The sequence below is a fragment of the Cognatundibacterium griseum genome (assembly GCF_014284195.1).
Classification (GTDB): Bacteria; Pseudomonadota; Gammaproteobacteria; order Burkholderiales; family Burkholderiaceae_D; genus Undibacterium; species Undibacterium griseum.
In genome coordinates this window covers 352514-376458 of the sequence record NZ_JACOGC010000001.1, presented here as the reverse complement: position 1 = coordinate 376458, position 23945 = coordinate 352514, and the positions used below count along the sequence as shown (strand labels likewise).

Annotated in this window: 25 protein-coding genes; 10 read left to right on the top strand and 15 right to left on the bottom strand. The window is 56.2% G+C overall.

Translation table 11 applies throughout. From position 1 onward, the window contains the following. Nucleotides 1–15 precede the first annotated feature (15 nt). On the top strand, nucleotides 16–1062 hold the full coding sequence (locus tag H8K27_RS01580; protein ID WP_186861484.1) for an XdhC family protein: 1047 nt from the start codon (nucleotides 16–18) through the stop codon (nucleotides 1060–1062). Between the two features lie 97 nt (nucleotides 1063–1159). Here H8K27_RS01580 and H8K27_RS01575 read toward each other — a convergent pair whose 3' ends face one another. The 7 genes from H8K27_RS01575 to H8K27_RS01545 form a co-directional block, all read right to left on the bottom strand. Continuing rightward, nucleotides 1160–2542, bottom strand: coding sequence for a DUF1501 domain-containing protein (locus H8K27_RS01575; protein ID WP_186861483.1), 1383 nt, complete (start codon nucleotides 2540–2542; stop codon nucleotides 1160–1162). Nucleotides 2543–2550: 8 nt separating this feature from the next. Next, on the bottom strand, nucleotides 2551–4209 hold the full coding sequence (locus H8K27_RS01570) for a DUF1800 domain-containing protein (protein WP_186861482.1): 1659 nt from the start codon (nucleotides 4207–4209) through the stop codon (nucleotides 2551–2553). A gap of 304 nt (nucleotides 4210–4513) precedes the next feature. After that, the gene (locus H8K27_RS01565; RefSeq protein WP_186861481.1) at nucleotides 4514–5035 is read right to left on the bottom strand and encodes a DoxX family protein; all 522 of its coding nucleotides are present in this window, start codon (nucleotides 5033–5035) and stop codon (nucleotides 4514–4516) included. After that, nucleotides 5028–5804, bottom strand: a complete 777-nt coding sequence (locus tag H8K27_RS01560; RefSeq protein WP_186861480.1) for an HvfC/BufC N-terminal domain-containing protein — start codon at nucleotides 5802–5804, stop codon at nucleotides 5028–5030. The genes H8K27_RS01565 and H8K27_RS01560 overlap by 8 nt, the downstream gene beginning before the upstream one ends. Then, the gene (gene bufB / locus H8K27_RS01555) at nucleotides 5801–6709 is read right to left on the bottom strand and encodes an MNIO family bufferin maturase (protein ID WP_222610560.1); all 909 of its coding nucleotides are present in this window, start codon (nucleotides 6707–6709) and stop codon (nucleotides 5801–5803) included. Before bufB ends, H8K27_RS01560 begins: the two co-directional genes overlap by 4 nt. A 28-nt stretch (nucleotides 6710–6737) precedes the next feature. Beyond that, nucleotides 6738–7058 carry a BufA1 family periplasmic bufferin-type metallophore gene (locus H8K27_RS01550; protein WP_186861479.1) on the bottom strand — a complete coding sequence of 107 codons (321 nt, stop codon included), beginning with the start codon at nucleotides 7056–7058 and terminating at the stop codon, nucleotides 6738–6740. Nucleotides 7059–7306: 248 nt separating this feature from the next. Continuing rightward, nucleotides 7307–7663: a VOC family protein gene (locus H8K27_RS01545; RefSeq protein ID WP_186861478.1), complete on the bottom strand. Its 357-nt coding sequence runs from the start codon at nucleotides 7661–7663 to the stop codon at nucleotides 7307–7309. Between the two features lie 401 nt (nucleotides 7664–8064). Here H8K27_RS01545 and H8K27_RS01540 point away from each other — a divergent pair, with 401 nt between their 5' ends. After that, nucleotides 8065–9453, top strand: coding sequence for a flavin monoamine oxidase family protein (locus tag H8K27_RS01540; RefSeq protein ID WP_186861477.1), 1389 nt, complete (start codon nucleotides 8065–8067; stop codon nucleotides 9451–9453). Nucleotides 9454–9663: 210 nt separating this feature from the next. Here the strand turns inward: H8K27_RS01540 and H8K27_RS01535 are convergent, their stop codons facing one another. The 3 genes from H8K27_RS01535 to glmS form a co-directional block, all read right to left on the bottom strand. Further along, entirely contained in the window at nucleotides 9664–9894 is a 231-nt protein-coding gene (locus H8K27_RS01535) for a hypothetical protein (protein ID WP_186861476.1), read from the bottom strand. Between the two features lie 106 nt (nucleotides 9895–10000). Continuing rightward, nucleotides 10001–10426 carry a hypothetical protein gene (locus H8K27_RS01530; protein ID WP_186861475.1) on the bottom strand — a complete coding sequence of 142 codons (426 nt, stop codon included), beginning with the start codon at nucleotides 10424–10426 and terminating at the stop codon, nucleotides 10001–10003. Between the two features lie 621 nt (nucleotides 10427–11047). Next, a complete protein-coding gene (gene glmS / locus H8K27_RS01525) occupies nucleotides 11048–12865 on the bottom strand; it encodes a glutamine--fructose-6-phosphate transaminase (isomerizing) (RefSeq protein ID WP_186861474.1) in 1818 nt (605 codons plus the stop codon). 169 nt (nucleotides 12866–13034) lie between these two features. Between glmS and H8K27_RS01520 the strand changes: the two genes are divergently transcribed. Next, on the top strand, nucleotides 13035–13499 hold the full coding sequence (locus H8K27_RS01520; RefSeq protein WP_186861473.1) for an Lrp/AsnC family transcriptional regulator: 465 nt from the start codon (nucleotides 13035–13037) through the stop codon (nucleotides 13497–13499). A gap of 67 nt (nucleotides 13500–13566) precedes the next feature. Here the strand turns inward: H8K27_RS01520 and H8K27_RS01515 are convergent, their stop codons facing one another. Further along, nucleotides 13567–14379 (bottom strand): substrate-binding periplasmic protein, encoded by an 813-nt coding sequence (locus H8K27_RS01515; RefSeq protein ID WP_186861472.1) that lies wholly within the window; start codon nucleotides 14377–14379, stop codon nucleotides 13567–13569. Nucleotides 14380–14561: 182 nt separating this feature from the next. After that, nucleotides 14562–15251, bottom strand: a complete 690-nt coding sequence (locus tag H8K27_RS01510; RefSeq protein WP_186861471.1) for a Crp/Fnr family transcriptional regulator — start codon at nucleotides 15249–15251, stop codon at nucleotides 14562–14564. A 133-nt stretch (nucleotides 15252–15384) separates the two neighbouring features. Between H8K27_RS01510 and H8K27_RS01505 the strand changes: the two genes are divergently transcribed. From H8K27_RS01505 to H8K27_RS01495, 3 genes are read left to right on the top strand one after another with little or no spacing between them, the layout of a single operon-like run. Continuing rightward, nucleotides 15385–15969 (top strand): HD domain-containing protein, encoded by a 585-nt coding sequence (locus H8K27_RS01505; protein WP_186861470.1) that lies wholly within the window; start codon nucleotides 15385–15387, stop codon nucleotides 15967–15969. A gap of 54 nt (nucleotides 15970–16023) precedes the next feature. Beyond that, the gene (locus tag H8K27_RS01500) at nucleotides 16024–16779 is read left to right on the top strand and encodes a class II aldolase/adducin family protein (RefSeq protein WP_186861469.1); all 756 of its coding nucleotides are present in this window, start codon (nucleotides 16024–16026) and stop codon (nucleotides 16777–16779) included. After that, entirely contained in the window at nucleotides 16776–17594 is an 819-nt protein-coding gene (locus H8K27_RS01495; RefSeq protein ID WP_186861468.1) for an SDR family oxidoreductase, read from the top strand. Before H8K27_RS01500 ends, H8K27_RS01495 begins: the two co-directional genes overlap by 4 nt. Nucleotides 17595–17716: 122 nt before the next feature. Here the strand turns inward: H8K27_RS01495 and H8K27_RS01490 are convergent, their stop codons facing one another. The 3 genes from H8K27_RS01490 to glmU form a co-directional block, all read right to left on the bottom strand. Then, entirely contained in the window at nucleotides 17717–18040 is a 324-nt protein-coding gene (locus tag H8K27_RS01490; protein ID WP_186861467.1) for an AzlD domain-containing protein, read from the bottom strand. Beyond that, complete coding sequence (locus H8K27_RS01485) at nucleotides 18037–18792, bottom strand: AzlC family ABC transporter permease (protein ID WP_186861466.1); 756 nt, start codon at nucleotides 18790–18792, stop codon at nucleotides 18037–18039. The genes H8K27_RS01490 and H8K27_RS01485 overlap by 4 nt, the downstream gene beginning before the upstream one ends. Before the next feature lie 286 nt (nucleotides 18793–19078). After that, nucleotides 19079–20437 (bottom strand): bifunctional UDP-N-acetylglucosamine diphosphorylase/glucosamine-1-phosphate N-acetyltransferase GlmU, encoded by a 1359-nt coding sequence (glmU, locus tag H8K27_RS01480; RefSeq protein ID WP_186861465.1) that lies wholly within the window; start codon nucleotides 20435–20437, stop codon nucleotides 19079–19081. Between the two features lie 303 nt (nucleotides 20438–20740). On the opposite strand from glmU, the gene H8K27_RS01475 reads away from it, so the two are divergent. The 4 genes from H8K27_RS01475 (at nucleotide 20741) to H8K27_RS01460 (ending at nucleotide 23884) form a co-directional block, all read left to right on the top strand. Beyond that, entirely contained in the window at nucleotides 20741–21382 is a 642-nt protein-coding gene (locus H8K27_RS01475; RefSeq protein WP_186861464.1) for a PepSY-associated TM helix domain-containing protein, read from the top strand. A gap of 97 nt (nucleotides 21383–21479) precedes the next feature. Further along, a complete protein-coding gene (locus H8K27_RS01470) occupies nucleotides 21480–21998 on the top strand; it encodes a DUF2271 domain-containing protein (protein ID WP_186861463.1) in 519 nt (172 codons plus the stop codon). 11 nt (nucleotides 21999–22009) lie between these two features. Further along, nucleotides 22010–22834: a DUF4198 domain-containing protein gene (locus H8K27_RS01465; RefSeq protein WP_186861462.1), complete on the top strand. Its 825-nt coding sequence runs from the start codon at nucleotides 22010–22012 to the stop codon at nucleotides 22832–22834. A gap of 15 nt (nucleotides 22835–22849) precedes the next feature. Next, the gene (locus H8K27_RS01460) at nucleotides 22850–23884 is read left to right on the top strand and encodes an FAD:protein FMN transferase (protein WP_186861461.1); all 1035 of its coding nucleotides are present in this window, start codon (nucleotides 22850–22852) and stop codon (nucleotides 23882–23884) included. Nucleotides 23885–23945: the final 61 nt, after the last annotated feature.

Below are 23945 nucleotides of genomic sequence, written 5' to 3'. Positions count from 1 at the left end.
GAGCAGGCTGACAAGATGGAAGATCTCGACACCTTCGTGCTCCGCACCGCACTGCACTGGCAGGCAGTCGGCCTGCCCGTCGTGCTGGTCACGGTAGCCAGAACCTGGGGCTCCTCCCCGCGCCCGCCCGGTTCGCTGATGGCGATCAACGCCCGCGGCGAAACCGCCGGTTCGGTGTCAGGAGGCTGCATTGAAGACGAACTGATACAACGCATACGGGAACAAGGCATCCATACCGTCTGCAACAACCATCTGCCCGCCGTGATGCGCTACGGCATTTCCGCCGACGAAGCGCACCGTTTCGGCCTGCCCTGCGGCGGTACGGTCGAACTGGTGCTGGAACCGGTATCGGCGCACAGCCGGCTGGATGAATTGCTGGCGTCCTGCGAACAGCGGCGCAGTACCGAACGGGTGCTGGACCTGACAAGCGGTCAGGTCACGCTGCGGCCGGGTCAGCGCGACGGCGTGCCGCACCTGGATCAGCAGCAACTCACCACTTACCTGGGGCCGCAAGTCAGGCTGATCGTCATCGGCGCCAGCGACCTGTCCCGTTTCCTGTGCCAGATCGCCCTGAGCCTGGGCTTTGAAGTCATCGTCTGCGAGCCCCGCGAAGAATACCGCGCCAGCTGGCAATTGCCCGGCACCAGCCTGAGCCCAGACATGCCGGACGACCTGATCCTGCGCTTGCAGCCCGATGCACGCACCGCCGTCATTGCCCTGACACATGACCCGAAACTCGATGATCTGGCACTGATCGATGCGCTGCAGTCGCAGGCATTTTACGTCGGCGCAATCGGCTCGCGCAGAAACAGCCAGCACCGGCGCGAACGGCTGCGCACCCATTTCGATATCCCGGACCAGACCCTGCAAGGATTGCATGGTCCGGCTGGCCTGTATATCGGCAGCAAGACGCCGGCAGAAATCGCACTGTCCATCATGGCTGAAATCGTCGCCGTCAAAAACGGCGTTGCCGTCCCTGCCGCAACGGCGGTGGAAGCCGGCAAGCAGCGACATGAAACCGTCCATGACCTGTCTTCCGGCGCCTCCGGCTGCATGGTCTGAGTATCCGTCAGCATAACGCCACGCTACCCAACACTTTATAACGCTGATCCAGATTCGCTCATAGGTACTCTGAGCACAGCTGCATACCGGAAAGCCTTCAGGCCATAAATCCCAGATTGGCTTTGTTGAAACGATTTAAATTCGGAAACAGGGTCGCCAGATCGCTATTGGAAACGCCCAGCCATTGCCCCAGTGTAGCGGCGTACTGATAGGTCGAGGTGGAAGGAATGATGCGGCCGAGATCAGCGTCATTCGCACCACCTATGGTCAGGTCAGGCATGCTGCCGTAGATATCGCCGCCGGTGACGCCGCCACCCATCACCAGATGGTGCGAACCCCAGCCGTGATCGGTGCCGTTGTCGTTATTGGTCAGCGTGCGGCCAAAATCCGATTGCGTAAAGGTAGTGACCGAATTGGCAATGCCCAGCTCTACCGTGGCATTGTAAAAAGCGGAGAGTGCCTGACTGAGTACACTGAACAATCTGGGTTGCACAATCGGCTGATTGTCATGCGTATCGAAGCCACCCATGGAGACGAAAAACACTTGCCGCGTTGCTCCCAGCTGACTGCGTACGGCGATCAGTTGCGCTGCCATTTTCAACTGCCGCCCCAGGTCGCTATTGGGAAATGCGGTTTTAAGAACCGGTGCCTGGCCAAGCGCAGTGCGTACTGTATTGCCCAGTGTGCGGCTTTGCCTGACTGCGCCGGCTTGTTGTTGTTCGAGCAGATTAGCGCTGGCACCGCCTTGGTCGATGATTGATTGAAAAGCCTTCAGGCGTTCAGCCGGATCGCTGGCAGTCAGTCCATCAAAATCCTGTGCACCGGCTTGTGGATCAACGGCGTAAGGCAACACGGTGTTTCCGCTTTGGAATACGTTGTTACCGTCCAGCGAGATATTCATCGATAAGCCATTCGCCTGATTCTGCGATTGCAGTAAATCAGCGATACGCCCGCCCCAGCCGGTGAGATCCGGAATTTCAGGACGACTGGTCATCCATTGATTGGTCTGATCGTAATGCGAGAACAACTGTGGCGGCAGGTTATTTCCGGCCAGGTAATCCGTACGTGTCACAGGGGCGAGCAAGGTACCGACATTGGCGACTATGCCCAGCTGCCCGCTTGAGAACAAGGATTGCAGTTCTGGTACGGAAGGATGCAAGCCATATTGGTGACCATCCGGAGTTTTAGGCGTGATGGGCAACAGGCTGGACTGGGGGATGGCCAGCTTCACGCGCGCGCTCTGATACGCTGCATAACCGGCACTGTCTGTTGGCACAATCAGGTTGAAGGCATCATTGCCGCCGTAGAGATACACGCATACCAAGGCGCGATAGCCCGGGCCACTGGCCGCCGCCGCGCTTCCCATCGTGGCCAGTCCGCCCAGCGTGGCCAGCAGGGAAGAGCTGCCCAAGGCTGCGCCACAGCCCCATTTGAGCAAGGTGCGCCGGTTCATCAGGGCGATGGGTAAAGTCTGTTTCATCGACGTCCTCATTTCTGTACTTGATAGGCTGGCGAACCCATCGTCAGGAAAATGGCTTCCAGAATGCGGGCGGTGCCGCGGTCGCTGGCGTCCATGCCGTTCAAACGTGTTACCAGTAATTGCCGCATGCCTGCATTCATCTGGCCGCTCATCAGCAACAGATTCAGCTTGTCCACCAGCGGACCGCTGTCACTGCCGGTCACCAGTGAGCGCAGCGGATCGAGGTTCAACAGGATGTCGCCGGCTTGCGCACTGGTGTTGCCCTGATCGTGACCGAAGATGTGGCCAGCCAGGAAGTTGTTGATCAATGCTACCGAAGCCGCATTGACGCGCTGGAATTCCGGTGCAACCAGCCCTGCCTGTTGAATCGGCCCTGCCGGCGCGAAGCGCGGGTTGAAGAAATTGAATACGGAAGGTGCGCTGAACGGTGCCTGGCCGAGACTGTCTTCGGGGTTCCATTCCTGATATTTTCCATTGGCTGCGCTGGCGCCAAAAGCCCGCCACAAATGGGTTGCCATCAACAGCGGCTCGCGCAGTTTGCCGTATGCCGCACCGCTGATATTGCTGTCACTGCGTGCTTCTGCATCCAGCAGCATAGCGCGCACCACGGCACTCAGGTCGCCACGCACGCCCCGACCGTTGTCGGCAAATACTTGCGCGATACGTGCCACATACGCCGGGGACGGATTGCTGGTGACGAGCCGCTGAATGAGTTGGCGGCAGACGAAAGGGCCGACATTGGGATGATTGGCCAACGCATCGAGTGCGGATTTCAGTTCCGTGCGTGCGTCGCTGCCGGTGATGGCAACGCCGCCGACGATGGTTTTGCCAGTGGTGTCGTGAAAGCTGGCAAAAGGAACCATCTGTGCAAGGTTATTGGCCGGACCGTTGAAGAAATCGGTACTGTTCCAGCTCCACCCCGTCAGCACGCGTGCAAGGCCGCTGACTTCCGGCTGGCCGTAAGTGGGAATCGGATTGCTGCCACTGGTTTTTACCGTGCCATCGGCATTGAGTTGTACTAACCCAATCGTGAATAACTGCATCACTTCGCGGGCATAGTTTTCATCGGCATGAATATTATTGGCAGGGTCCGGCTTTTGATTGCCGAGCATGTTCAGATACAGCCCCATCGCCGGACTGAGAGTTACATCTTCCAGCAGCGTGCGAAAGCTGCCGAAAGCATCTTTAGCCAGCAAGTCGTGGTAATAGGCGACGGCACGTACTTCTTCGGACAACGCGTCGCTACGATCGGATACCACGAAAATTTCACTCAGGGCGAACGCCACGCGTTGCCGTAACTGATCCTGAGCATTGATTGCGGTATTCCACCATGCCTCTATACGCGCATTGCGCAGCGCCGTGGATGTGCCGCTGGCAGGAATTTGCGGCAGCTGCAAAGTGGCCGGCATGCTCTGCTGGCTGCTGATCCAGTTATCGTAACTGTTGCTGGAGACGAGTTGATCGATGTCGGTCTGGCGCGCACCAAACGTGGCCTGGGTCAGAAAGCGTGCTGCCTGGCTGGCAGTGATCTGCGCCACTGGAGGCGGCGGATTGACTGCCCCCGGCGGACTGGAGCCGCTTCCGCCGCCACCGCAGGAAGTCAGCAGGAAAAACATCAGCAAGCCGCTGGCGCCGCGCCAGACCCATGTATTTTTTGCAGACTTCATGAAGGCGACCTGTTCAGTAAAATGTAGGAGAACTTGTGCGAAGCCTAGCCCGGATATGTCGCCGGGAGGGTATCGGTGAAGAGCCGAAGACCGGATAACATCAGTTTTCCAGGGCAACTTCTGCGCATCTTGCACGATGGCTGAGTGTAGCACAGGCCTGATCGGCTAAGAATCATGTCCCCCCGCGACAGGTTGATTCGTCATGTTGATTTTGACGAGAAGGCATATGTGAAGATGCGCGCAATGGCGGAAACACAGAACAATCGTTTGTCAGCGTATGTGATCAGGACACGGCGTATCTGCTCTAACGCTGCACACAACGCGCAATCCAGTGATCGACAGAAATTTTTCCCGGTCCTTTGGCCATCAGATACAGCAGTATGGCCGCCCAGGTTCCATGCACGGGATACGCATCCGGATACACGAAAATTTCGATCACCATGGTCATGCCGAACAATGCCAGCGCAGAAAAGCGGGTTGCCAGCCCCAGCAGGAGCAGCACAGGAAAAACATGCTCTGCCATTGCCGCCATCGGTGCGGCCAGCTCCGGCGCGATCCAAGGCAGATGGTATTCGCTGCGGAACAATTCGGTCGCGCTATCTGACAAATGCGGCCAGCCGAGGGTGAATTCACCGCTGATCAGATCAATCGCCAGCCCCTGAATTTTTGTCTGCCCCGATTTCCAGAATACGGCCGCAATCGAAAACCGCCCGACGGCAGCGATCAGCGAATCCGGAATATGCCCGAATAAGGTGATCAGCCGCTGAATCAGGGCAATCAATGGCTGACTGCGGCGGATATGGCTGATGTGGTGGTGTTCATTCATGCTGTTCTCCTGATAGATGGCTGATCCCGGTGACCGATCCGGTCCTGATGAGCAGATGAAAAATGTCTGCGAGTTCTGCTTGCATGCCTGCGCTGCTGCTCAGTTCCGCGGCTTCGCCCAAGCTGGCTCCTGCCAGCAGATGCGCAAGAAAACCGGCGGCGGCAACGGATACCGGAATGACCTCCACCTCCAGCGCAGGCCGCACGATATATGCCGACTCAGGGATATCCGGGTCTATGTTGGCGATGTCGCCCAGGCCATGATGCGCCGCCCAGAGCGATACCGCCGCATATTCCGACCGGAAAATCCGCACCGACGGATGCAGGTGCAGGCGACAGTGAGGCAACAAATCAGGCTTGTCCAGAATGTGTATCAACGTTTCCGGCGCTGGCTGCGGATAATCTGCCGCATGGCAGGCATGCACGCGCAGCATTTCCAGCCGGGCCACGTCTGCCAGATAAGGCACCGTTGCCGCCGGTGGAAAATTCGCCAGAAAATCCGGAAATGCCGCACCGTAAAAGGCCAGGACTTTCGACCGCGGCGGCTCACCCGCCACAAACAGCCGGGCAGCGGCACGGAAAAAATCTTCTCCAACCAATTGCTGCGTGACGGGGAAGGTATCCGCCAGCGCATCGATCAGCGACACCGTCACATTGTTGCGGTACACCGCGAAACGCGCTGCCGGATCAGAGCCATTCCATGTGCTCAGCCCAGACGGCGCGGGCAGTGCCGGATTCAGCAGGGCATCGGCAAACTGCTGCTGGCTCATGCGATGCGCTCCCATACGGAAACATCCTGCAACAGGCAATCTGCCTGCATCGCCTCCTGGCATAAGACCTCCAGCGCCGGAACATCGTTATCCCACTCGATCAGCGTGGCAACCGGCCCCAACCGTTCCAGCGCGTACTGATATAGTCCCCAGACTTCCTGCGCAACGGCGGCACCGTGGCTGTCAATCAGTAATGGCGCTCCGGTAGCATCTGTCTCCTGCGCAAATCCAGCCAGATGTACTTCCCCCACCGGTAACAGGCTCAGGGCGCGGATCATGGCGCAGGCGTCGCGCTGGTGATTGACGCTGGAGATATAAACATTGTTCACATCCAGCAACAGGCCGCAGCCGGTGCGTTGCACCACCTCGCGGATAAATTCCGCTTCCGTCATGTTTGACGAAGAAAATTCCACATAGCTTGCCGGATTTTCGAGCAGCATCCGGCATTGCAGGTGCGACTGCACCTGATCGATATGGTCGCAGACGCGCTGCAAGCTGGTCGCGTCATAAGATACCGGCAGCAAGTCGTTGAGAAATACATCACCGTGACTGGACCAGGCCAGGTGTTCGGAAAATGATTGCGGTGCATAGCGCCGGATTAACGCGGCTAGTTTATCCAGATGCCGGGTATCCAGTGCGGACTCTCCGCCAATCGACAAACCGACACCATGCAAAGAGAGCGGATATTGTTCGCGGATTCTGGTCAGATAATGATGTAATGGGCCGCCATCGACCATGTAATTTTCAGCGTGGATTTCAAAGAAACCGACATCGGGCTGCATTTCCAGCACCGCATGAAAATGCTCCGGTTTCAGGCCTATGCCTGCGCGTACCGGCAGGCAAGGCATGGTCGCGCCAGCCGGAGCGCCGCCATGCGGCAACGATGCAGAGAATTGTTTCAGCATAGAGCGCTCCGTGATGTTCAATAGCGCATCAGGCTTTCTTTTCCTTGAAAGCTTCCATCTGTCCAAAACCGGTCGGTGAAGTCTTGGACACGGTTTTTACACAGGTTCCGGCAGGTACCGTCGACCAGGCATTGCCCTGATAGTCGATCTTGGAAGTGCCGGCGCAGGTCGTGCCGGCGCCAGCCTTGCAATCGTTTTTACCCTTCAGGGCCACGCCAAAACATTTTTCTGTATCGCCGCCCATCTTGTCGGCAGCCGATGCCGGTGCCGACATCGTTGTCAGGGCTGCTGTCAATGCGATCGCGAGAGCGGCGGCGGTATTTTTTTGTGTTGCAGTGAAATTGCTCATGATGTTGATCCTTTACAGTGGAAATAAATTTCTGAAATGACTCACAATAAACCCCGGCACGCCCCTGTCTCGCAGAGCATGCCCGATCTATTGATGATGTAGTCGTCGCTGCATGAGGATTTCTTACAGCATATTTTCAAAATATTTTCTGCTGTCGATCAATCGCGTGTTTCACCGGATGCATCGCATTCAGCGCATGCCGCCGGCAAGATAAGCAGGCTAGAAGGCAGATGCTGCAACAGTATGGATTATTGCTCCCTGACTTGACCAATCCAGAGGCGATTACCGTCCGGGTCTTCTATGCGAAATTCGGCCATTCCGTAAAATGTGTCACCGATCTCAGGAAGGCAGAGCCCATTTTCTTGCGCACAACGGCGAAAATCCACGAGATCGTCAGGATAAAGATAGAGAACGGAAATGCGGGGAATGTCCGGATGCAGATTAATAGACTGATCGAGCATGATCTGACAATTTCCACAGGACAACATCGACCACCCCCACTCATCATTCCGACTTTCAACCCGGAAACCAAGCTTCTCGTAAAACGCCACACTGACCGATAGACTCTTGACAGGCTGCATAGGCACAAGACGGTTAAGACTCATGAGACTCTCCACTGGTTGGGATTGGTTGCTTTGTTTTTTTCTTACGTTGGATACATTTTCGATATATTTCCATCAAATCTCCAGATTTTCTCTTTTTTTTCTCAAAACGTATCGCGCAAGATCCAGCGTTTGAAATGAGATCCGTTGAAGTTGTACGGAGTGAATGTAACCAGATTGAGAGTAGCAGGGCATAAACAGACGTGATTTTTTTCGATGACAGGCAGCTTAGTGCCGGCAGGTTGTGGTCGTACGGGCAGCGCCGCTGGGCTGCCGCATGTATTTTTCCGGTGAGGTAACGGATATAAAATATTTTCAGTCGGTACACAGCGTATATTTGTCGAAATTTCGTGCAGCGAATGAAGAGTTGAGTCAGCAATATACAACCTGAACAGGAGGGCAGCATGAAACGCAGAACCATCTTAAAAGCTGGTTTAGGCTGGTCACCATTATTACCCCTGGGCAGTCTTGCCGCTGGCCAAAGTGCGCAAAAAAATACAGCACAGGTGTTAGTGATTGGTGCCGGTATTGCTGGTCTGGCAGCTACCCGGAAATTGCACGATATCGGCTTGGATGTGATTGTGCTGGAAGCCCGTGACCGTACCGGCGGGCGAATTCATACCTATGCAAACTGGCGCGGCCCTGCTGTCGATATCGGTGCGTCCTGGATACATGGTGCCGGGCTGTCGAATCCGGTTGCAAGACTGGCGCGTAAAATCGGTGCCCGAACCGTGACCACTGATGCTGAAAAGGCCGAACTGTATAATGGTGACAGCACGATGCTGAGTGTTCGCGATGAAAAGAAAATCGACAGCATACGCAAAGAAATCAGCGAAGTAATCGCTGAACAAAGTCGTCGCGGGCCGGACTCGTCGCTGCGCAAACTGGTCTACGCTGAAACCGATTACGACACCCGCCCGCCGCTGGAGCAGCGCATCATCGATTTCACGCTGAATTCAAATTTTGAGCATGAATACAGTGGTTCTGCGGATCAGTTATCTCGTTTGTGGTTTGATGACGGCAGTTCGTATGCGGGTGATGAAGCGATTTTTCTGGATGGCTATCAAGTCATTACCAATGCGCTGGCGGCCGGTCTGGATATTCGCTTGCGCCACGAAGTCAGTGCTGTGCATTATGGTGATAAAGACGGTGTGACGGTGGAAACCTCACAGGGTGTTTTCAACGCAGGTATGGCAATAGTCACTCTTCCACTGGGCGTTTTGAAAGCCAGCAATATCAGATTTACGCCAACTTTGCCATCGCAAAAGCAGGCGGCAATCAGTCAGCTGGGTTTTGGTGTACTGAATAAATATTGCCTGCTGTTTCCGGAAACTTTCTGGAATGCGAATCTGGACTGGCTGAATCATTTACCGCGTACCGGCCATGCCGGTGAGTGGGCAGAGTGGGTCAGTTTTGCACGCTCTACCGGCAAACCCATACTGATGGGTTTTAATGCTGCTGAATTTGGCAGTAAAATCGAAGCCTGGAGTGATGAAAAAGCCATCCAGAGCGCTGTATCAATACTGAGCACGATGTTCGGCAGACCAATTCCGATGCCGGTGGATGCGGTGATCACACGCTGGAAATCTGACCCATACGCCCGTGGCTCTTATTCTTTCAATGCAGTCGGATCGACGCCGGGGCAGCGTGATGATCTGGCCAGAAGTATTGCAGGTAAAGTGTTTTTTGCCGGTGAAGCAACCGATAAAAAATATTATCAGACTGTACACGGCGCATATCAGTCCGGCTTACGTGCTGCGGATGAAATTCTTAAACTGAACATCCCGCGTTGACTGTGCAAACCGGCACGCGGCAAATCCTCTCGCAGTTTGCTGGTGATGAATTTTCTGCACTGTCTACGATCCGACTTCACCGAAAAAGCTTCCGTCGGGGAGCGCTCTGCAGCAACAGCTGACGCACCGTCCAGCATAAAGGGCGCAGGGCATGAAGCAGCACGATAGAGCCGTTAAACTTCGTATATTTTCTCCTTTTGTTTTTCAGGGTTATTTAATGGCCTTCAGCGTAAGGAGCTTTTTCTCCAGTGCCTGCCTTTCTTTGGGCGCGAGGCCCGGGGTCACTTTCAATGCAGACTGAAATGCCGAGATCGCTTGCGGCTTGTCGTTCATCTTCAGCGCTACATTGCCCGCCAGCTCGTAGATATACGCCCGGGTAGCGATCTTGCTGGCTTGGTCAAGATAGGCCAGTAGCTCCAGTGCAAACGCTGCTACTGACATCGGTCATAAACCTGCCCGTAGTTCAAAATTCGGTGTAAATACGGTTTGTGGATGGGGCAGTTTTAATGCAAATCAACACTCATAATTACAATTTATCTAAAAAACCTTATATTTTCTTATTATCATTATTTGTTTTTACAAACCAAGTCACAATTCCGCTCATACCGATCACAAATAAACCTATATAAAAATCAATTGGAAAATCATTGATAATCTTTCCGTTCAGTTCAAATTTGAGTTTCCATTTCTCCTTTTTCAATTCGGCTCCAACAGGCAGATTTCGGGGCAAGGATTGATCCGTAGGCCCAGCCGAATAAATGATTTGGCTCTCTACTGAGTTTTTTTTGATAAGATAGTTGGTAACGCAGCGATTGTTACTAGGTTGCTGACAAACTACTTCTTGATTTATTACCACCCCATCAATTTCAATGCTTGCACGCCCATAAATTTCAGAAATTGACATCAAAACTAAAACCGCTCCAAACATTAAAAATGCTATAAAGGGATTTGTCATTCTTTGAAAGTTATTCATCAACATTCTCCTAGCGGCAGGGAATACTTGGTCTGTAAGATACCTAATCTGAGTTTGAGATGGCGAACGTTCGTCCCAGACATGACTGTAATCGCATTTGCTGTCTCGCTGGCAGAAATAAATCGGCGGTAGAACCGTAGTAGCGTCCGTTCTAAGCAAATTTCCGTAATATTTCCATAGCGATTTTCTGTACATTCACAAAACGCATGAAGACAATTTGGCAGATCGTGGTGATAGCCCCCTTGCGCCTTTCCATACAGCAGCAAACTCGTTTTTCTGGCGAGAGAATGTCCCCAAAATGCGTGGTGGCGGGTCGAAATACTGAATAAGGTTTCATTCGGGAGCGGAGTCAGTAGCGGTGTCAGTTCTGAGTTGAAGAATGGCATGGCTACTCCCTAACACGTTAAATAATTCAACTTTCTATGGATCTCCACCATGTCATCGTTGATATTGGCATCACACCAAAATACGCTACAGCGAGGTTACGATAAATCAAGGGCTCAATTTTGACTGGATTCAAATACAAAATACCCAAGCCTGATATTCCAGGTTTGGGCATTTTCTTGAAGATTTTAGTTTATGACTTTAATTGTCGGGACAGTCACCCTCCACCTAGCGGTATTACTCCACCGTTACCGATTTGGCCAGATTACGGGGCTTATCGACGTCGGTGCCGCGGGCCAGGGCGGTGTGGTAGGCGAGCAGTTGCAGCGGGATCACGTGCAGGATGGCGGAGAGCTGGCCGTAGTGTTCTGGCATGCGGATGACGTGGACGCCTTCGCTTGAGCTGATGCGTGAATCGGCGTCAGCAAAGACATAGAGTTCGCCGCCGCGCGCGCGCACTTCCTGCATGTTGGATTTGAGTTTTTCGATCAGGGCATCGTTCGGTGCCACGGTCACAACAGGCATTTCCTTGGTCACGAGCGCCAGCGGGCCGTGCTTGAGTTCGCCGGCGGGATAGGCTTCTGCGTGGATGTAGGAAATTTCTTTGAGCTTCAGCGCGCCTTCCAGTGCGATCGGGTAATGCAGACCGCGACCGAGAAACAAGGCGTTTTCCTTGTCGGCAAATTCTTCTGCCCAGGCGATGATCTGCGGTTCCAGCGCCAGCACGGCGCTGATGGCAAGCGGCAGGTGGCGCAGGGCTTTGATATGGTTGGCTTCATCGGCATCACTCAGGCGGCCTTTGCTTTGCGCCAGCGTCAGCGTCAGCAGGAATAAAGCGGCGAGCTGGGTGGTGAATGCCTTGGTGGACGCCACCCCGACTTCGACACCGGCGTGGGTGATGTAGGACAGCACGCATTCGCGCACCATGGCGCTGGTGGCGACATTACAGATTGTCAGTGTGTGTTGCATACCGCGGCTGCGCGCGTGTTTCAGGGCGGCCAGCGTATCGGCGGTTTCGCCGCTCTGGGAAATGGTGACTACCAGGGTCGCCGGATTGGGTACGCTCTCGCGGTAACGGTATTCGCTGGCGATTTCCACATTGACCGGAATTTTGGCGATGGATTCGAGCCAGTATTTGGCGGTCAGGCCTGCGTAGTAGCTGGTGCCGCAGGCAAGAATCAATACGGAGTCGATCTGTTTGAAAATGCCGTATGCCTGATCACCGAATAGTTCCGGCATGATGCTGCTCACACCTTCCAGGGTGTCGCTGATGGCACGCGGCTGCTCGAAAATTTCTTTCTGCATGTAGTGCCGGTAAGGGCCGAGCTCGGCAGCGCCGCTGTGCGCATGGACGGTGCGCACTTCGCGCTGGACGGCTTTGCCACCAGCATCGACGATCCAGCAACGCTGCAATTGCAGGTCAACCACGTCGCCTTCTTCCAGATAAATGATCTGGTCGGTGGTGCCTGCCAGCGCCATCGCGTCGGAAGCGAGGAAATTTTCTCCCTGGCCGATGCCGACGATCAGCGGCGAGCCCTGGCGCGCACCGATTACGCGGTGCGGCTCATCACGGCAAAAAACAGCAATCGCGTAAGCCCCTGTCAGACGTTTGACAGCCTGCTGCACACATTCAAACAGATCGCCCTGATACAGATGATCGACCAGATGTGCGATTACTTCGGTATCGGTCTGACTTTCAAACACATAGCCGGCGGCCGTCAGCTCGGCACGCAGTTCTTCGTGGTTTTCAATGATGCCGTTATGCACCAGCGCAATCCGTTCGCGGGAAAAATGCGGGTGCGCATTGGCGGAGGATGGCACGCCATGCGTGGCCCAGCGGGTGTGGGCGATGCCGGTAAAACCTGCGAGACCGCTTTGCTCCACCTGCGCCTGCAGCTCTGCCACGCGGGAGGTGCTGCGCGAGCGCTGCAGTCTGCCGTCCACATGCAGGGCGACGCCGCAGGAATCATAGCCGCGGTATTCAAGACGTTTTAAGCCTTCCAGCAATACTGGGGTGATATTACGTTGTGCAACTGCGCCGACGATACCGCACATAATGACCTCTTATCAGGTGAATCAGGAATGTGATGATGCTAAAACAGTTATCGCGACACTTTCTTTCAAAATAAAGTTATTTTTGAAATTTAACGAACACTATTTTTTGTTATGTCTATAAATTCCATTTATAATTTTATTTTGAAATATTATTTCACTCTATCCTTTTATGATTCTTCTCGATGAGCTGGACAAACGGATTTTGCAGCAACTGCAACTCGATGCGACGCTGACCAATCATGCACTGGCGGAACGGGTGCATGCCTCCGCGCCGACCTGCCTGCGGCGGGTGCGGCGTCTGATGGATGAGGGTGTGATCGCCCGGCAGGTGGCGATTCTGGCGCCAGACAAGGTCGGTGCCGGGCTGACGGCGATTGTGGAAATCACGCTGGATCAGCAGGCAACGGAGAAACTGATTGAGTTTGAGCAGACCGTGGCCGGAGAGACTGCAGTACAGCAGTGCTACCGGGTCTCGCCGGGGCCGGATTTTGTGCTGGTCATTCAGGTGGCAGATATGAATGCCTATCACGCGCTGGCACACCGGCTGTTTGCCACGCAGCACAATATCCGCAATGTGCGCAGTTTTTTCTCGGTATTGCGCAGCAAATTTGAAACCCGGATCGGCCTGAGCTGATCTACTAATGCGCCAGTGCCCGGACGTCTGTATCCCGGCTCATGCTGCAGCGATGCCGTATCCGCATTCAGCGCGGCCGGATGCTTTCTTTCAGCACTTCTTTTTTGTAATAACGCTGAAAACTTTTCCAGACCAGACCGGAATTTGCCACGCGCTCAAACATATCGGTCAACGCTGCCATATCTTCCGCTCCCAGTGATTTGCGTGACAGATAAACACCGGAATCACCCCACGGCAGATCGGCCAGAGGCATGTATTCCAGCTTGAGCATCAGATCTTCCACGCGCGGGTCTGACAGCACCGCACCGGCAAGTATCGATGGTGTCATCAATGCATAATCAGCAACACCGGATTTCAATACACGCGCCACCGATACCGGATCTGCTTCTATTCTCAGACGCCCCTGTTTTTGCAGTTCACTGATCAGGCTCTGGTAGCCTTCTCCATAATCAAATCCCCGCACGACACTCAGGCGAACCGACGTCTGTTCCAGCAGTTCTTTAAAATTCCTGGGCGGATTATGCTGCGGCTGGGCAGTAATCAGCATGGCGCGGTAATAAATCAGGGGGATGAAAATACCGGACTGATCGCGCCTCGGTGTCCGTGCAGCGGGAATCAGGATATCCGCCTGACCGTTGTCAAACATCATTTCCAGCCGTGCGCGCGGCACCGTCGTGACAACAAATTCACATTTTTCTTTGCTGCTCAAGGAAGCGAGCAGTTCTGGATAAATACCGGAAATAATATCGCCGCTGATGATCACGCTAAAGCCTGTCGGTGCAACCGGCACAGTAATCGGACGCGAACAATATGCCCCGGCAGTCGATGCGCTCAGGGTCAGGGCCAGACTCAGCAAGCAATCACGCCAGACATTCCACATATCGATTATGAATCGGTTACGTACACACATCTTATGTACACACAGCAGATATTATCATCGTGCATTGATCTCCCATGAATTGCAACATAGCTGGAATTTGCAAAAAATACCTGTAAGAAACAATGTATTTGCAATCTTTAACAAAACCTTGTGCGACCGGGAATGTCTTGTCAGGCAAACGATCAGTCTGCCTCGCTGAGACGTGTCAATAATGCGACAGACAGCAGGCTGATCTGACCGTAACCCAGCGTCAGCACGCCGTGCTGTTCAAAAAATTTCAGCTCTTTCGACAAGCTCTGGCGACTGATTCCCAGCATCATTGCCAGCGACTCCTGCGTGACCGGGATCGCTGCAGGACTATCGTGCGGCACCGGCGCATGACTGTTGGCCAGCAGCACCAGCCGCCGCGCCACCCGGTGCCGGACCGAACGCAGGCTGGCGTCCTCCACCAGCCCATACAGCAGCCGGATGCGTGCTGCCAGCATCCGCGCCACAGCACCGGCAAATTCGGCCTGCTCCATGAGCTGCCCGAACACCGCTGGCGGCATGACCAGAATCTCTGCATGGCCGACTGCCGTGGCATCGTGGGTGCGCGGCTGGCCATCGATCAGGGAAATTTCGCCAAACCAGGTGCCGATATCGAGCATGGTCAGGATCGCCTCGCGCCCGTCCTGGTTCAGGGTCGACATCTTGAGTTTGCCCTGCAGCAGAGCATAAAAACCGTCCGGCGCATGTCCTTGCCGGAACAGCATCTCGCCCGGCTGCAAATGCCGGCGTTCGGTCGCCGCCAGCATGTCACGCCGCAATCCGGCTGACAGCGCGGCAAACCACGGGTTGTGCAACAGGACAGGCAGGCTGAAGGCTGGCGGCATGCGGGGCTCCGTGAAGAATCTGCTCAATTGTAAAATATTTGACAGTTTGTCGCTGGTCAGCGCGTTAAGGTGGTGCCATCCGGCTGTTTCAGCAAAACCCCAGTCAATTTTTATAAAAACACAGGAGACCAGCATGCATCAGCGCGCGCATTTCACCCGTATGGAAGACAGCACCCCTCAGGACTGGCAGATCATCGGTACGGAATTCCGGCAGTTTGCCCAGGGCTTGCCAGACCGGGTGATCCGTCACCTGCAATTACTGGAAGGAGATTACGGCGGCTTTCCGGTCGATCGCTACACCCATTCGCTGCAGACCGCGACACGGGCCCTGCGCGACGGCCGGGACGAGGAATATGTGTGCTGCGCACTGCTACACGATATTGGCGACACGCTGGGCAGCTTCAATCATCCCGATATTGCTGCCGCTATCCTGAAACCTTTTGTCAGCGAGGAAAACCTGTGGATGGTGCAGAACCACGGTATTTTTCAGGGATATTATTTTTTCCATCACATCGGCATGAACCGCGATATGCGCGAGCAATTCCGCGGGCATCCGCATTTTGAGCGTACTGCCGAATTCTGCGCGCTGTATGACAATCCGGCCTTCGACGCCCATGCCGAAACTTTCCCCATGATTGAATTCGAGCCGATGCTGCGGCGCCTGTTTGCACAGCCGCGCAATACGATTTACAAGGCGGCGATGAAAGATCAGGCCTGATTTCCGGCCAGATTTCCAGCAAGAATTTCATCTATTCAAACCAACGGAGACATCATGCATATCCCTTCCCTCAAAGATCAGGTCAGCCCCGAAGAATGGCAATTACGGGTTGATCTGGCCGCCTGCTACCGGCTGGTTGCCGCCTATGGCTGGAGCGATCTGGTTTTCACCCATATCAGCGCCCGCCTGCCGGGACCGGAACACCATTTCCTGATTAATCCCTACGGTCTGATGTTTGATGAGATCACCGCATCGTCGCTGGTGAAAGTCGATCAGCAGTGCAACAAGGTGATTGATTCACCTTTTCCCGTGAATCCGGCGGGCTTTGTGATTCACAGCGCCGTACATGCAGCGCGGGAAGACGTGCAGTGCGTGCTGCATACCCACACCCGGGCCGGTGTTGCCGTCAGCGCCCAGCGTTGCGGGGTGCTGCCGCTGTCCCAGCAATCAACGTTTGTGCTGGCCTCGCTCGCTTATCACGATTACGAAGGTGTCGCCTTCCGCGATGAAGAAAAGCCACGTCTGCAGGCCGATATGGGGCATGCCAATTTCCTCATGCTGCGCAACCACGGCTTGCTGACTGTCGGCAAGAGCATTGCGGATGCATTCCTCTCGATGTACACCTTTGAAGCCACCTGCCAGATCCAGCTGGCGGCGCAGGCCGGCGGTGAGCTGGTGCATGTGAATCCGGCGATCGTGTCAGGGGTGGCGGAATCGATGCGGGTACAGACCGGCGGCCTCGGCGGCGCGTTTGTCTGGCCATCGCTGATCCGCAAGCTCGATCGCATGGATGAAAGCTACAAATCATGAGCCAGTCACAGCAGGTTGTCATTCTTACCGGCAGCTCAGACGGTATCGGCGCTGAAATGGCGCGCCAGCTGGCGCAGCGACATGGCAGCAGCGTGGCGCTGGTGCTGGCGGCGCGCAACGCCGAAGCCTTGCAGCAGGTTGCCAGCGCATGCCGCCAGTCAGGCGCCAGCTGTCTGGTCGTGAAAACGGATGTCGGCATCGAAGCCGATTGCCGCCACCTGATACAGACTGCCGTCGCCAGCTACGGCCGGATTGATGCGCTGATCAATAATGCCGGTAAATCGGCGCAGGCCTTATTCAGCGACGTGGAAAACCTCAGCTGGTACGAAGAACTGATGCGGATTAATTTCTGGGGCAGCCTGTGGTGTACCCACGCGGCGCTGCCGTATCTGAAGCAGTCGCGCGGCAGCATCGTCGCCGTGTCATCCCTGGCAGGGCTGATCGGGGTTCCGGGCCGCACGGCGTACAGCGCCAGCAAATTTGCCATGAACGGTTTTTTTGAAAGCCTGCGTACCGAGCTTGCTGAAGCCGGCGTCAGCGTCACGCTTGCTTATCCCGGCGTGGTCGCCACGCGCATTCGCTATCACGGCTACAACGCTGCCGGTGAAGCCGCGGGCAGCAGCGGTCTGAAAGAAGACGATGCCATGCCGGTGGAAGAATGCGCGCGGCTGATCCTGCATGGCATGGAACAGCGGCAGCGCGATGTGGTGATGACCGGCAAAGGAAAACTGGGGCGCTGGCTGAAACTTCTGGCGCCGGCACTGGTCGACAAAATGGCGATGGCGGCACTGAAAAAAGAAGTCAGGCCGCATTAACGGAGTTAAGCCGGCAGCCGGATGAACCGGGTTGCATTCATCCGGCATCCGGTGTGGCTGTTGCATACAGCCGCACCGGAAAATCTTTGGATACGTTTCAATATTTTAAATACTTCAGTTTGTCAGTGCGCCAGCTGCCACTGGAAAAAGAAAAAACTCAGCAGACCTGCCACAATCGTCAGCATCTGGCGGCGGCTCAGCACACAGACCACGATCGTCACCAGCGATGCCAGTAACTGCGGATTATGGGTATTGAGTTCCAGGCCCTTGTCATGCGGCGCCAGGATCATCGGCGTGATGATTGCCGTCAGCACCGTGACCGGCACGAAACTCAGCGCCAGACTGAGCCAGCGCGGAAACACAATCCGGTCCCCGAGAATAAAAAAGAGCGCCTTCACCAGCACAGTCACCACTGCCATGCCGCCAATCATCAGTGCGTAATTCATGCTGCGCGCTCCTCTTGGTCGTCTTGCGCGCCGCGCTTCGACAAGGCCATGCCGGTCAGGACGCCGATCAGCACCGCCGCCATCAAGCCCAGCTTGTAAGGCATGCCCTGCAACAGATAGGCAAAACTGCCCGCTGCCAGCGCCGCTGCCAGTTGCGGTATGCGCGACAGTTGCGGCACGACAATGGCAAGAAAAGTCGCCACCATCGCGTAGTCCAGACCCATATTCTGCAATTGCGGAAATAAGGTGCCGAACAGCAGGCCCACCAGCGTCCAGATCTGCCAGTTACCGTACATCGCCAGCCCCGAACCCAGAAAATACCAGTGCGCATAGCGTTGTTCATCCGCTGACAAGGCGCGCTGATGGTAACCGGCGACGACCGCAAAGGTTTCATCGGTCAGTAAAAATCCGAGCAGCCAGCGCCAGCGCGCTGACAGGTGCGCTACATGCGGCAGCAGGGTGGCGGCATACAGCATATGGCGCAGATTCACGATCAGCGTGGTGAGCCAGATCACCAGCATACCGGTATGGCTGGCGACCAGACCGGCGGCAATAAACTGGCTGGAGCCGGCATATACCGTCAGCGACATCAGTTGCCCGTGCCACGGCAGCATCGGACTGGTCGCGACCAGCGCGCCAAAGATCATGCCGAACGGCGCAGCGCCGACCAGCATCGGCAGCGTGTCACGCGCGCCGCGCAGCAACATCCCGGTTTTTTGCTGGCGGGAAGATAAAACGGTTCCAGATTTCATACAGACTCCTTTGCCGCCGAGTATACATGGGCGCATCCGTTTTCCGTGCTGACGGAATGGTGAAATTAGTTTGCGCAGACGCCCACAGCAATAGTCATAACGTCAACAGGAAAACGCTGCATTTTGAATTGTGTCTGGCAAAACAGTGCGGAGGACCTGCAATGGATAAACGCCGCAGGCAGCGACATCCCGTAAAATAAAAAACCGGCCTGCACAACAGAATGTACAGGCCGATTTGCGGAACAATGCCCGGCGTACCGGGCGTACGGCCGCCGCGTATTATTCATTATTTTTTGAGTTTGACCGGGCGTTGCCAGTTGTCGATCGTGACCTGCCGCGCACGGGAGACCGTCAGTTTGCCTTCCGGCGCGTCCTTCGTCAGCGTGGTGCCCGCGCCCAGCGTCGCACCCTTGCCGACCCGTACCGGCGCCACCAGCTGGGTGTCGCTGCCGATAAACGCATCGTCTTCAATCACGGTACGGAATTTATTGGCGCCATCGTAATTACAGGTGATGGTGCCGGCACCGATATTAACGCGGCTGCCGACCGTGGCGTCGCCAATATACGCCAGATGATTGGCCTTGCTATGGGCGGCAATCTGGCTGTTTTTGACTTCGACGAAATTCCCGATATGCACGTCTTCGGCCAGTGTGGTGCCGGGGCGCAGTCTTGCGTATGGGCCGATCTGGGCCTGCGCGCCGACGGTGGCATCTTCAATGTGGCAAAATGGCTTAATGCTGGCACCGGCGTCAATATGCGCATTGCGCAGCACGCTGTGCGCGCCGATGCTGACGCCGTCTGCCAGCGTGACAGTGCCTTCAAACACGCAGCCGACATCAATCGTCACATCCCGTCCGCATACCAGCTTGCCGCGCACATCGATACGCGCCGGGTCCATCAGCGTCACACCCTGCTCCAGCAACTGGCGTGCAATATTACCCTGATGAATGCGCTCCAGTTCCGCCAGCTGGACTTTGCTGTTCACACCCAGCGTTTCCCAGATCGCACCGGGCTGCGCCGACACCACCGGCACGCCGGCTGCGACGGCACTGGCGACGATATCGGTCAGATAATATTCGCCCTGCGCATTGTTGTTCGATAATTGCCCCAGCCACTGCTTAAGCTGCGGGGTCGGCACGATCATGATGCCGGTATTGATTTCGCGGATCTCCCGCTCTGCCTCGCTGGCATCTTTCTGTTCCACAATCCGGACGATCTGGCCGTTGTCACGCACGATGCGGCCCAGCCCGGTCGGGTCATCCATGACTGCCGTCAGGATCGCCAGCTTGTCCCGGCCTGCCGCATCCATCAGGCGTTGCAGGCTGGCCGTTGTGGTCAGCGGCACATCGCCGTACAGCACCAGCGTCGGCACCGCATCATCCAGAACCGGAATCGCCTGCGCCACCGCATGGCCTGTACCGAGCTGCGGCTCCTGACGCGCAAATTTCAGGTCTTCCGCAGCCACTGCCGACAACACCTGATCGCCGCCATGACCGTAAATCACGCAAATCGAATGCGCCTGCAGGCTGCGCGCAGTATCGATCACATGCTGCAGCAATGCTTTTCCGGCAAGCGGGTGCAATACTTTCGGCAGCGAAGATTGCATGCGTTTGCCCATGCCGGCAGCGAGAATCACAACATTCATAATATCCGTTTTTTTTTAAATAAAAATAGGATAGGACTTACGCAAAGTTGCTCCGGCAAGGCATGGCGACGAAGACAGTACGAATAGTACGGCTAGGAGCCATAACGCCGCTGGGGCGGTTTTGCGTAAGTCCTAAGGAAAGAATACTTAAAATCTTAACATGCACAGGGCAGTGAGCCATGCTGCGCCAGCGCAAATCCTAACCGGAAACCGGGCGTTACCACGGAAAACCGGCAGAAAAATTCTTTTCACCGCGACCCCATCGTATATAATTGAGAATCATTATCATTTAAAACATTCATTATGAATGCACCGCAACAGCTCTCCCATGCCAGCCAGCAGCGGCGCGCATTCTGGCTGCGCCATCTGCACCAGTGGCACTGGATCAGCGCTGCCATGTGTCTGGTGGCGATGATGCTGTTTGCCGCAACCGGTATCACGCTGAACCATGCTGCCCAGATTGAGGCGCATCCGGCAATCAGCAGCAAGACCGGCAAGCTGCCGTCAGCATTGCTGGATCAGGTGATCGTTGCACGCAATGACGATGCGGCGGTGCTGCCCGACACGGTGCGCGACTGGCTGATTCAGGAGCTCGGTATCGACACCACAAAACAGGCGCCGGAATGGTCGCCGGAAGAAGCCTATCTGGCGCTGCCCCGCCCTGGTGGCGATGCCTGGCTCAGAATTGAACTCGACAGCGGCGCGCTGGAATATGAACTGACCGACCGCGGCTGGATTGCTTATCTGAACGACCTGCACAAAGGCCGCAATACCGGCAGCGTATGGAACTGGTTTATCGATGCGTTTGCCGCCGGTTGCCTGATTTTCTGCGTCACTGGCTTGCTACTACTGAAAATGCATGCAGCCAGCCGGTCTGCCACCTGGCCGCTGTTGGGCTACGGCGTGGTGCTGCCGGTATTGCTGATCGTGATCTTCATGCACTGATGATGCGGCGGCTGGACGGCGCGGCTGTCTGCCGCCGGGCATGGATCTTTTTTCCGGTTTTATCTGTTCATTTTTATTTATCACGAGGTTTTACATTATGCGCAACCTGCTCCCGTTTGCCATCTCCGGCCTGCTTGGCACAGCGGCAATGAACACGCTGGCGGCCGATCTCACTGTCCGGGTGGAAGTGCCGCGCCTGAATGTGGCGGAATATCACAAACCCTATGTCGCCATCTGGATTGAAAAGCCGGACCAGACTTTTGCCGGCAATCTGGCGGTCTGGTACGACCTGAAAAAACGCGATAACGAAGGCAGCAAATGGCTGAAAGACCTGCGCCAGTGGTGGCGCCGCAGCGGTCGCGAATTGCAGATGCCGGTCGATGGCATCAGCGGTGCGACCCGCACCACCGGCGAACACAGTCTGGTCTTCAGCGGCGACAAAGGCGTGCTGGCAAAACTACCGGCCGGCGACTACCAGTTGCTGGTGGAAGCTGCCCGTGAAGGCGGCGGACGGGAAGTCGTCAAAGTGCCGTTCCAGTGGCAGGCCAAAAATGAGATCAATGCCAAGGCACAGGGCAACACCGAACTGGGTCAGATCACCGTGACCGTCAAGTGAAAGGAATCGATATGCACCGTTTTTCCCGCCCTGCACTGCGCCGTCTGGCCGCGCTGAGCCTGCTGGCCGGCATCAGTTTCAGTGCTGAAGCGCACCGTACTTTCCTGGTACCCTCATCCACCGTCCTGTCCGGCAATGCGCCATGGGTCACGCTGGATGCAGCCGCCGCCAGCAATGTGTTTGAATTCGATCACATGCCGCTGAAACTCGACAATCTGCAGGTCACCGCCCCTGACGGCAGCCGGGTGGCGCCCGAAAATGCCGGCACCGGCCGTTTCCGCAGCGTGTTTGACCTGCCGCTGAAGCAGGCCGGCAGCTACAAAATTGAAATCCTCAACGAAGGCCTGTCAGCCAGTTACAAGGACAATGGCACGCTGAAACGCTGGCGCGGCAATGCGGCCAGCCTGAGCAAGGAAATACCGGCCCATGCCACCGAACTGCAGGTCGCGGAGAGAAGCAGCCGGATCGAAACCTTTGTCACGAATGGCAAACCGGGCGGCCAGGCGCTGAAGATCAGCGGCAAAGGACTGGAGCTCAGCCCTGTCACCCATCCGAATGACCTCGTGGCCGGTGAACCGGCCAGCTTTCATCTGCTGATCGACGGCAGGCCAGCGGCGAATGTGACGGTACACATCATTCAGGGCGGCATCCGCTATCGTCAGACGCTCAATGAGCAGACCGTCGTCAGCAACGCAGAAGGCCTGTTCAGCGTGACCTGGGCGCAACCCGGCCTGTACTGGCTGGAAGCAGAAGTGAAAACGGAGCAAGGCGTGACGCCGCCAGCCAGCAGCCGCATCGCCAGCCTGGCGCTGACGCTGGAAGTGCTGCCGCAATAAGCGCCGGAGCTGTCGATGCCGCATGTGTTCATCCCGCTGCAGGCCGCGCCGCCAGCGCAACTGCCGGCAGCGGCACGGCTGTTGCGTTGTGCCGGTCACAGCATGGGCACGACCTGGCAGGTGCAGCTGTATGCAAGTGATCCGGAACAGCTGGCTGCCTGGCAGGCCGGCCTGCAGGCATTACTGGATCAGGTCGTGATGCAGATGAGCACCTGGGAGCCGGAGTCGGATCTGTGCCGGTTCAACCGGGCAGCAGCAGGAAGCTGGCAACGTCTGCCTGACGCATTGTTTGAAGTGCTGGATTATGCACTGTATATCGCCCGGCAAAGCCGCGGCAGCTTTGACCCGGCAGCGGGCAGGCTGGTGGATTTATGGGGTTTCGGCCCCGCGCCGCGCAGGGACAGCGTGCCGGATGCGGCAGCCATCGGAAACACGATGACCGGTCACGGCTGGCGTGATCTGACGCTGCGCCGCGCCAGCCGCGAAGCATGGCAGGCTGGCGGCATCCGGCTCGACCTGTGCGCCATCGCCAAGGGCTATGCGGTCGATCTGCTGGCACGCTATCTGGATCAGCAAGGTGTGCCGAGTTATCTCGTCGAAGTCGGCGGCGAGCTGCGCGGTAAAGGCATGAAACCGGATTTTTCTCCGTGGTGGGTAAGGCTGGAATCGCCCGCGGAATCAGCCGCATCCGGCAACAAACGCAGTCATCTGCTGGCGCTGCACGGCCTGTCGGTGGCCACCTCCGGCGATTACCGCCAGTATTTTGAACAGGATGGCCGGCGCTATTCCCATACCATCGACCCGCGCACCGGTTATCCGGTACAGAACACGCTGGCGGCAGTCTCCGTGATCCATCCCGACTGCATGACGGCCGATGCGCTGGCCACCGCATTCACCGTCATGGGGATCGAGGCAGCCAGAGACTATGCCGATGCACACCGGATTGCAGCCTTATTTACCGAACGCTGCCCCGTCGCCGGCGCAAGCGACAACGCTGCGGACCTGTTTCGGGAAAGCATGAGCGCGGCGCTGGCCGCCATGCTCGAATAGGCGCATCCGGAATGCACCTGCCACAGACGATTGCCTGACTACCGTTATTCCCAAGACTTTG

Bases quoted from the DNA above. Each gene is read 5' to 3' on its own strand.
- H8K27_RS01565 (WP_186861481.1), bottom strand. From the start codon at position 5,035: ATGAATGAACACCACCACATCAGCCATATCCGCCGCAGTCAGCCATTG.
- glmU (WP_186861465.1), bottom strand. From the start codon at position 20,437: ATGAATGTTGTGATTCTCGCTGCCGGCATGGGCAAACGCATGCAATCT.
- H8K27_RS01550 (WP_186861479.1), bottom strand. From the start codon at position 7,058: ATGAGCAATTTCACTGCAACACAAAAAAATACCGCCGCCGCTCTCGCG.
- H8K27_RS01465 (WP_186861462.1), top strand. From the start codon at position 22,010: ATGCACCGTTTTTCCCGCCCTGCACTGCGCCGTCTGGCCGCGCTGAGC.
- H8K27_RS01530 (WP_186861475.1), bottom strand. From the start codon at position 10,426: ATGAATAACTTTCAAAGAATGACAAATCCCTTTATAGCATTTTTAATG.
- H8K27_RS01570 (WP_186861482.1), bottom strand. From the start codon at position 4,209: ATGAAGTCTGCAAAAAATACATGGGTCTGGCGCGGCGCCAGCGGCTTG.
- H8K27_RS01460 (WP_186861461.1), top strand. From the start codon at position 22,850: ATGCCGCATGTGTTCATCCCGCTGCAGGCCGCGCCGCCAGCGCAACTG.
- H8K27_RS01540 (WP_186861477.1), top strand. From the start codon at position 8,065: ATGAAACGCAGAACCATCTTAAAAGCTGGTTTAGGCTGGTCACCATTA.
- H8K27_RS01500 (WP_186861469.1), top strand. From the start codon at position 16,024: ATGCATATCCCTTCCCTCAAAGATCAGGTCAGCCCCGAAGAATGGCAA.
- H8K27_RS01560 (WP_186861480.1), bottom strand. From the start codon at position 5,804: ATGAGCCAGCAGCAGTTTGCCGATGCCCTGCTGAATCCGGCACTGCCC.
- H8K27_RS01475 (WP_186861464.1), top strand. From the start codon at position 20,741: ATGAATGCACCGCAACAGCTCTCCCATGCCAGCCAGCAGCGGCGCGCA.
- bufB (WP_222610560.1), bottom strand. From the start codon at position 6,709: ATGCTGAAACAATTCTCTGCATCGTTGCCGCATGGCGGCGCTCCGGCT.
- H8K27_RS01485 (WP_186861466.1), bottom strand. From the start codon at position 18,792: ATGAAATCTGGAACCGTTTTATCTTCCCGCCAGCAAAAAACCGGGATG.
- H8K27_RS01545 (WP_186861478.1), bottom strand. From the start codon at position 7,663: ATGAGTCTTAACCGTCTTGTGCCTATGCAGCCTGTCAAGAGTCTATCG.
- H8K27_RS01490 (WP_186861467.1), bottom strand. From the start codon at position 18,040: ATGAATTACGCACTGATGATTGGCGGCATGGCAGTGGTGACTGTGCTG.
- H8K27_RS01505 (WP_186861470.1), top strand. From the start codon at position 15,385: ATGCATCAGCGCGCGCATTTCACCCGTATGGAAGACAGCACCCCTCAG.
- H8K27_RS01470 (WP_186861463.1), top strand. From the start codon at position 21,480: ATGCGCAACCTGCTCCCGTTTGCCATCTCCGGCCTGCTTGGCACAGCG.
- glmS (WP_186861474.1), bottom strand. From the start codon at position 12,865: ATGTGCGGTATCGTCGGCGCAGTTGCACAACGTAATATCACCCCAGTA.
- H8K27_RS01575 (WP_186861483.1), bottom strand. From the start codon at position 2,542: ATGAAACAGACTTTACCCATCGCCCTGATGAACCGGCGCACCTTGCTC.
- H8K27_RS01535 (WP_186861476.1), bottom strand. From the start codon at position 9,894: ATGTCAGTAGCAGCGTTTGCACTGGAGCTACTGGCCTATCTTGACCAA.
- H8K27_RS01510 (WP_186861471.1), bottom strand. From the start codon at position 15,251: ATGCCGCCAGCCTTCAGCCTGCCTGTCCTGTTGCACAACCCGTGGTTT.
- H8K27_RS01520 (WP_186861473.1), top strand. From the start codon at position 13,035: ATGATTCTTCTCGATGAGCTGGACAAACGGATTTTGCAGCAACTGCAA.
- H8K27_RS01580 (WP_186861484.1), top strand. From the start codon at position 16: ATGGAAGATCTCGACACCTTCGTGCTCCGCACCGCACTGCACTGGCAG.
- H8K27_RS01515 (WP_186861472.1), bottom strand. From the start codon at position 14,379: ATGTGGAATGTCTGGCGTGATTGCTTGCTGAGTCTGGCCCTGACCCTG.
- H8K27_RS01495 (WP_186861468.1), top strand. From the start codon at position 16,776: ATGAGCCAGTCACAGCAGGTTGTCATTCTTACCGGCAGCTCAGACGGT.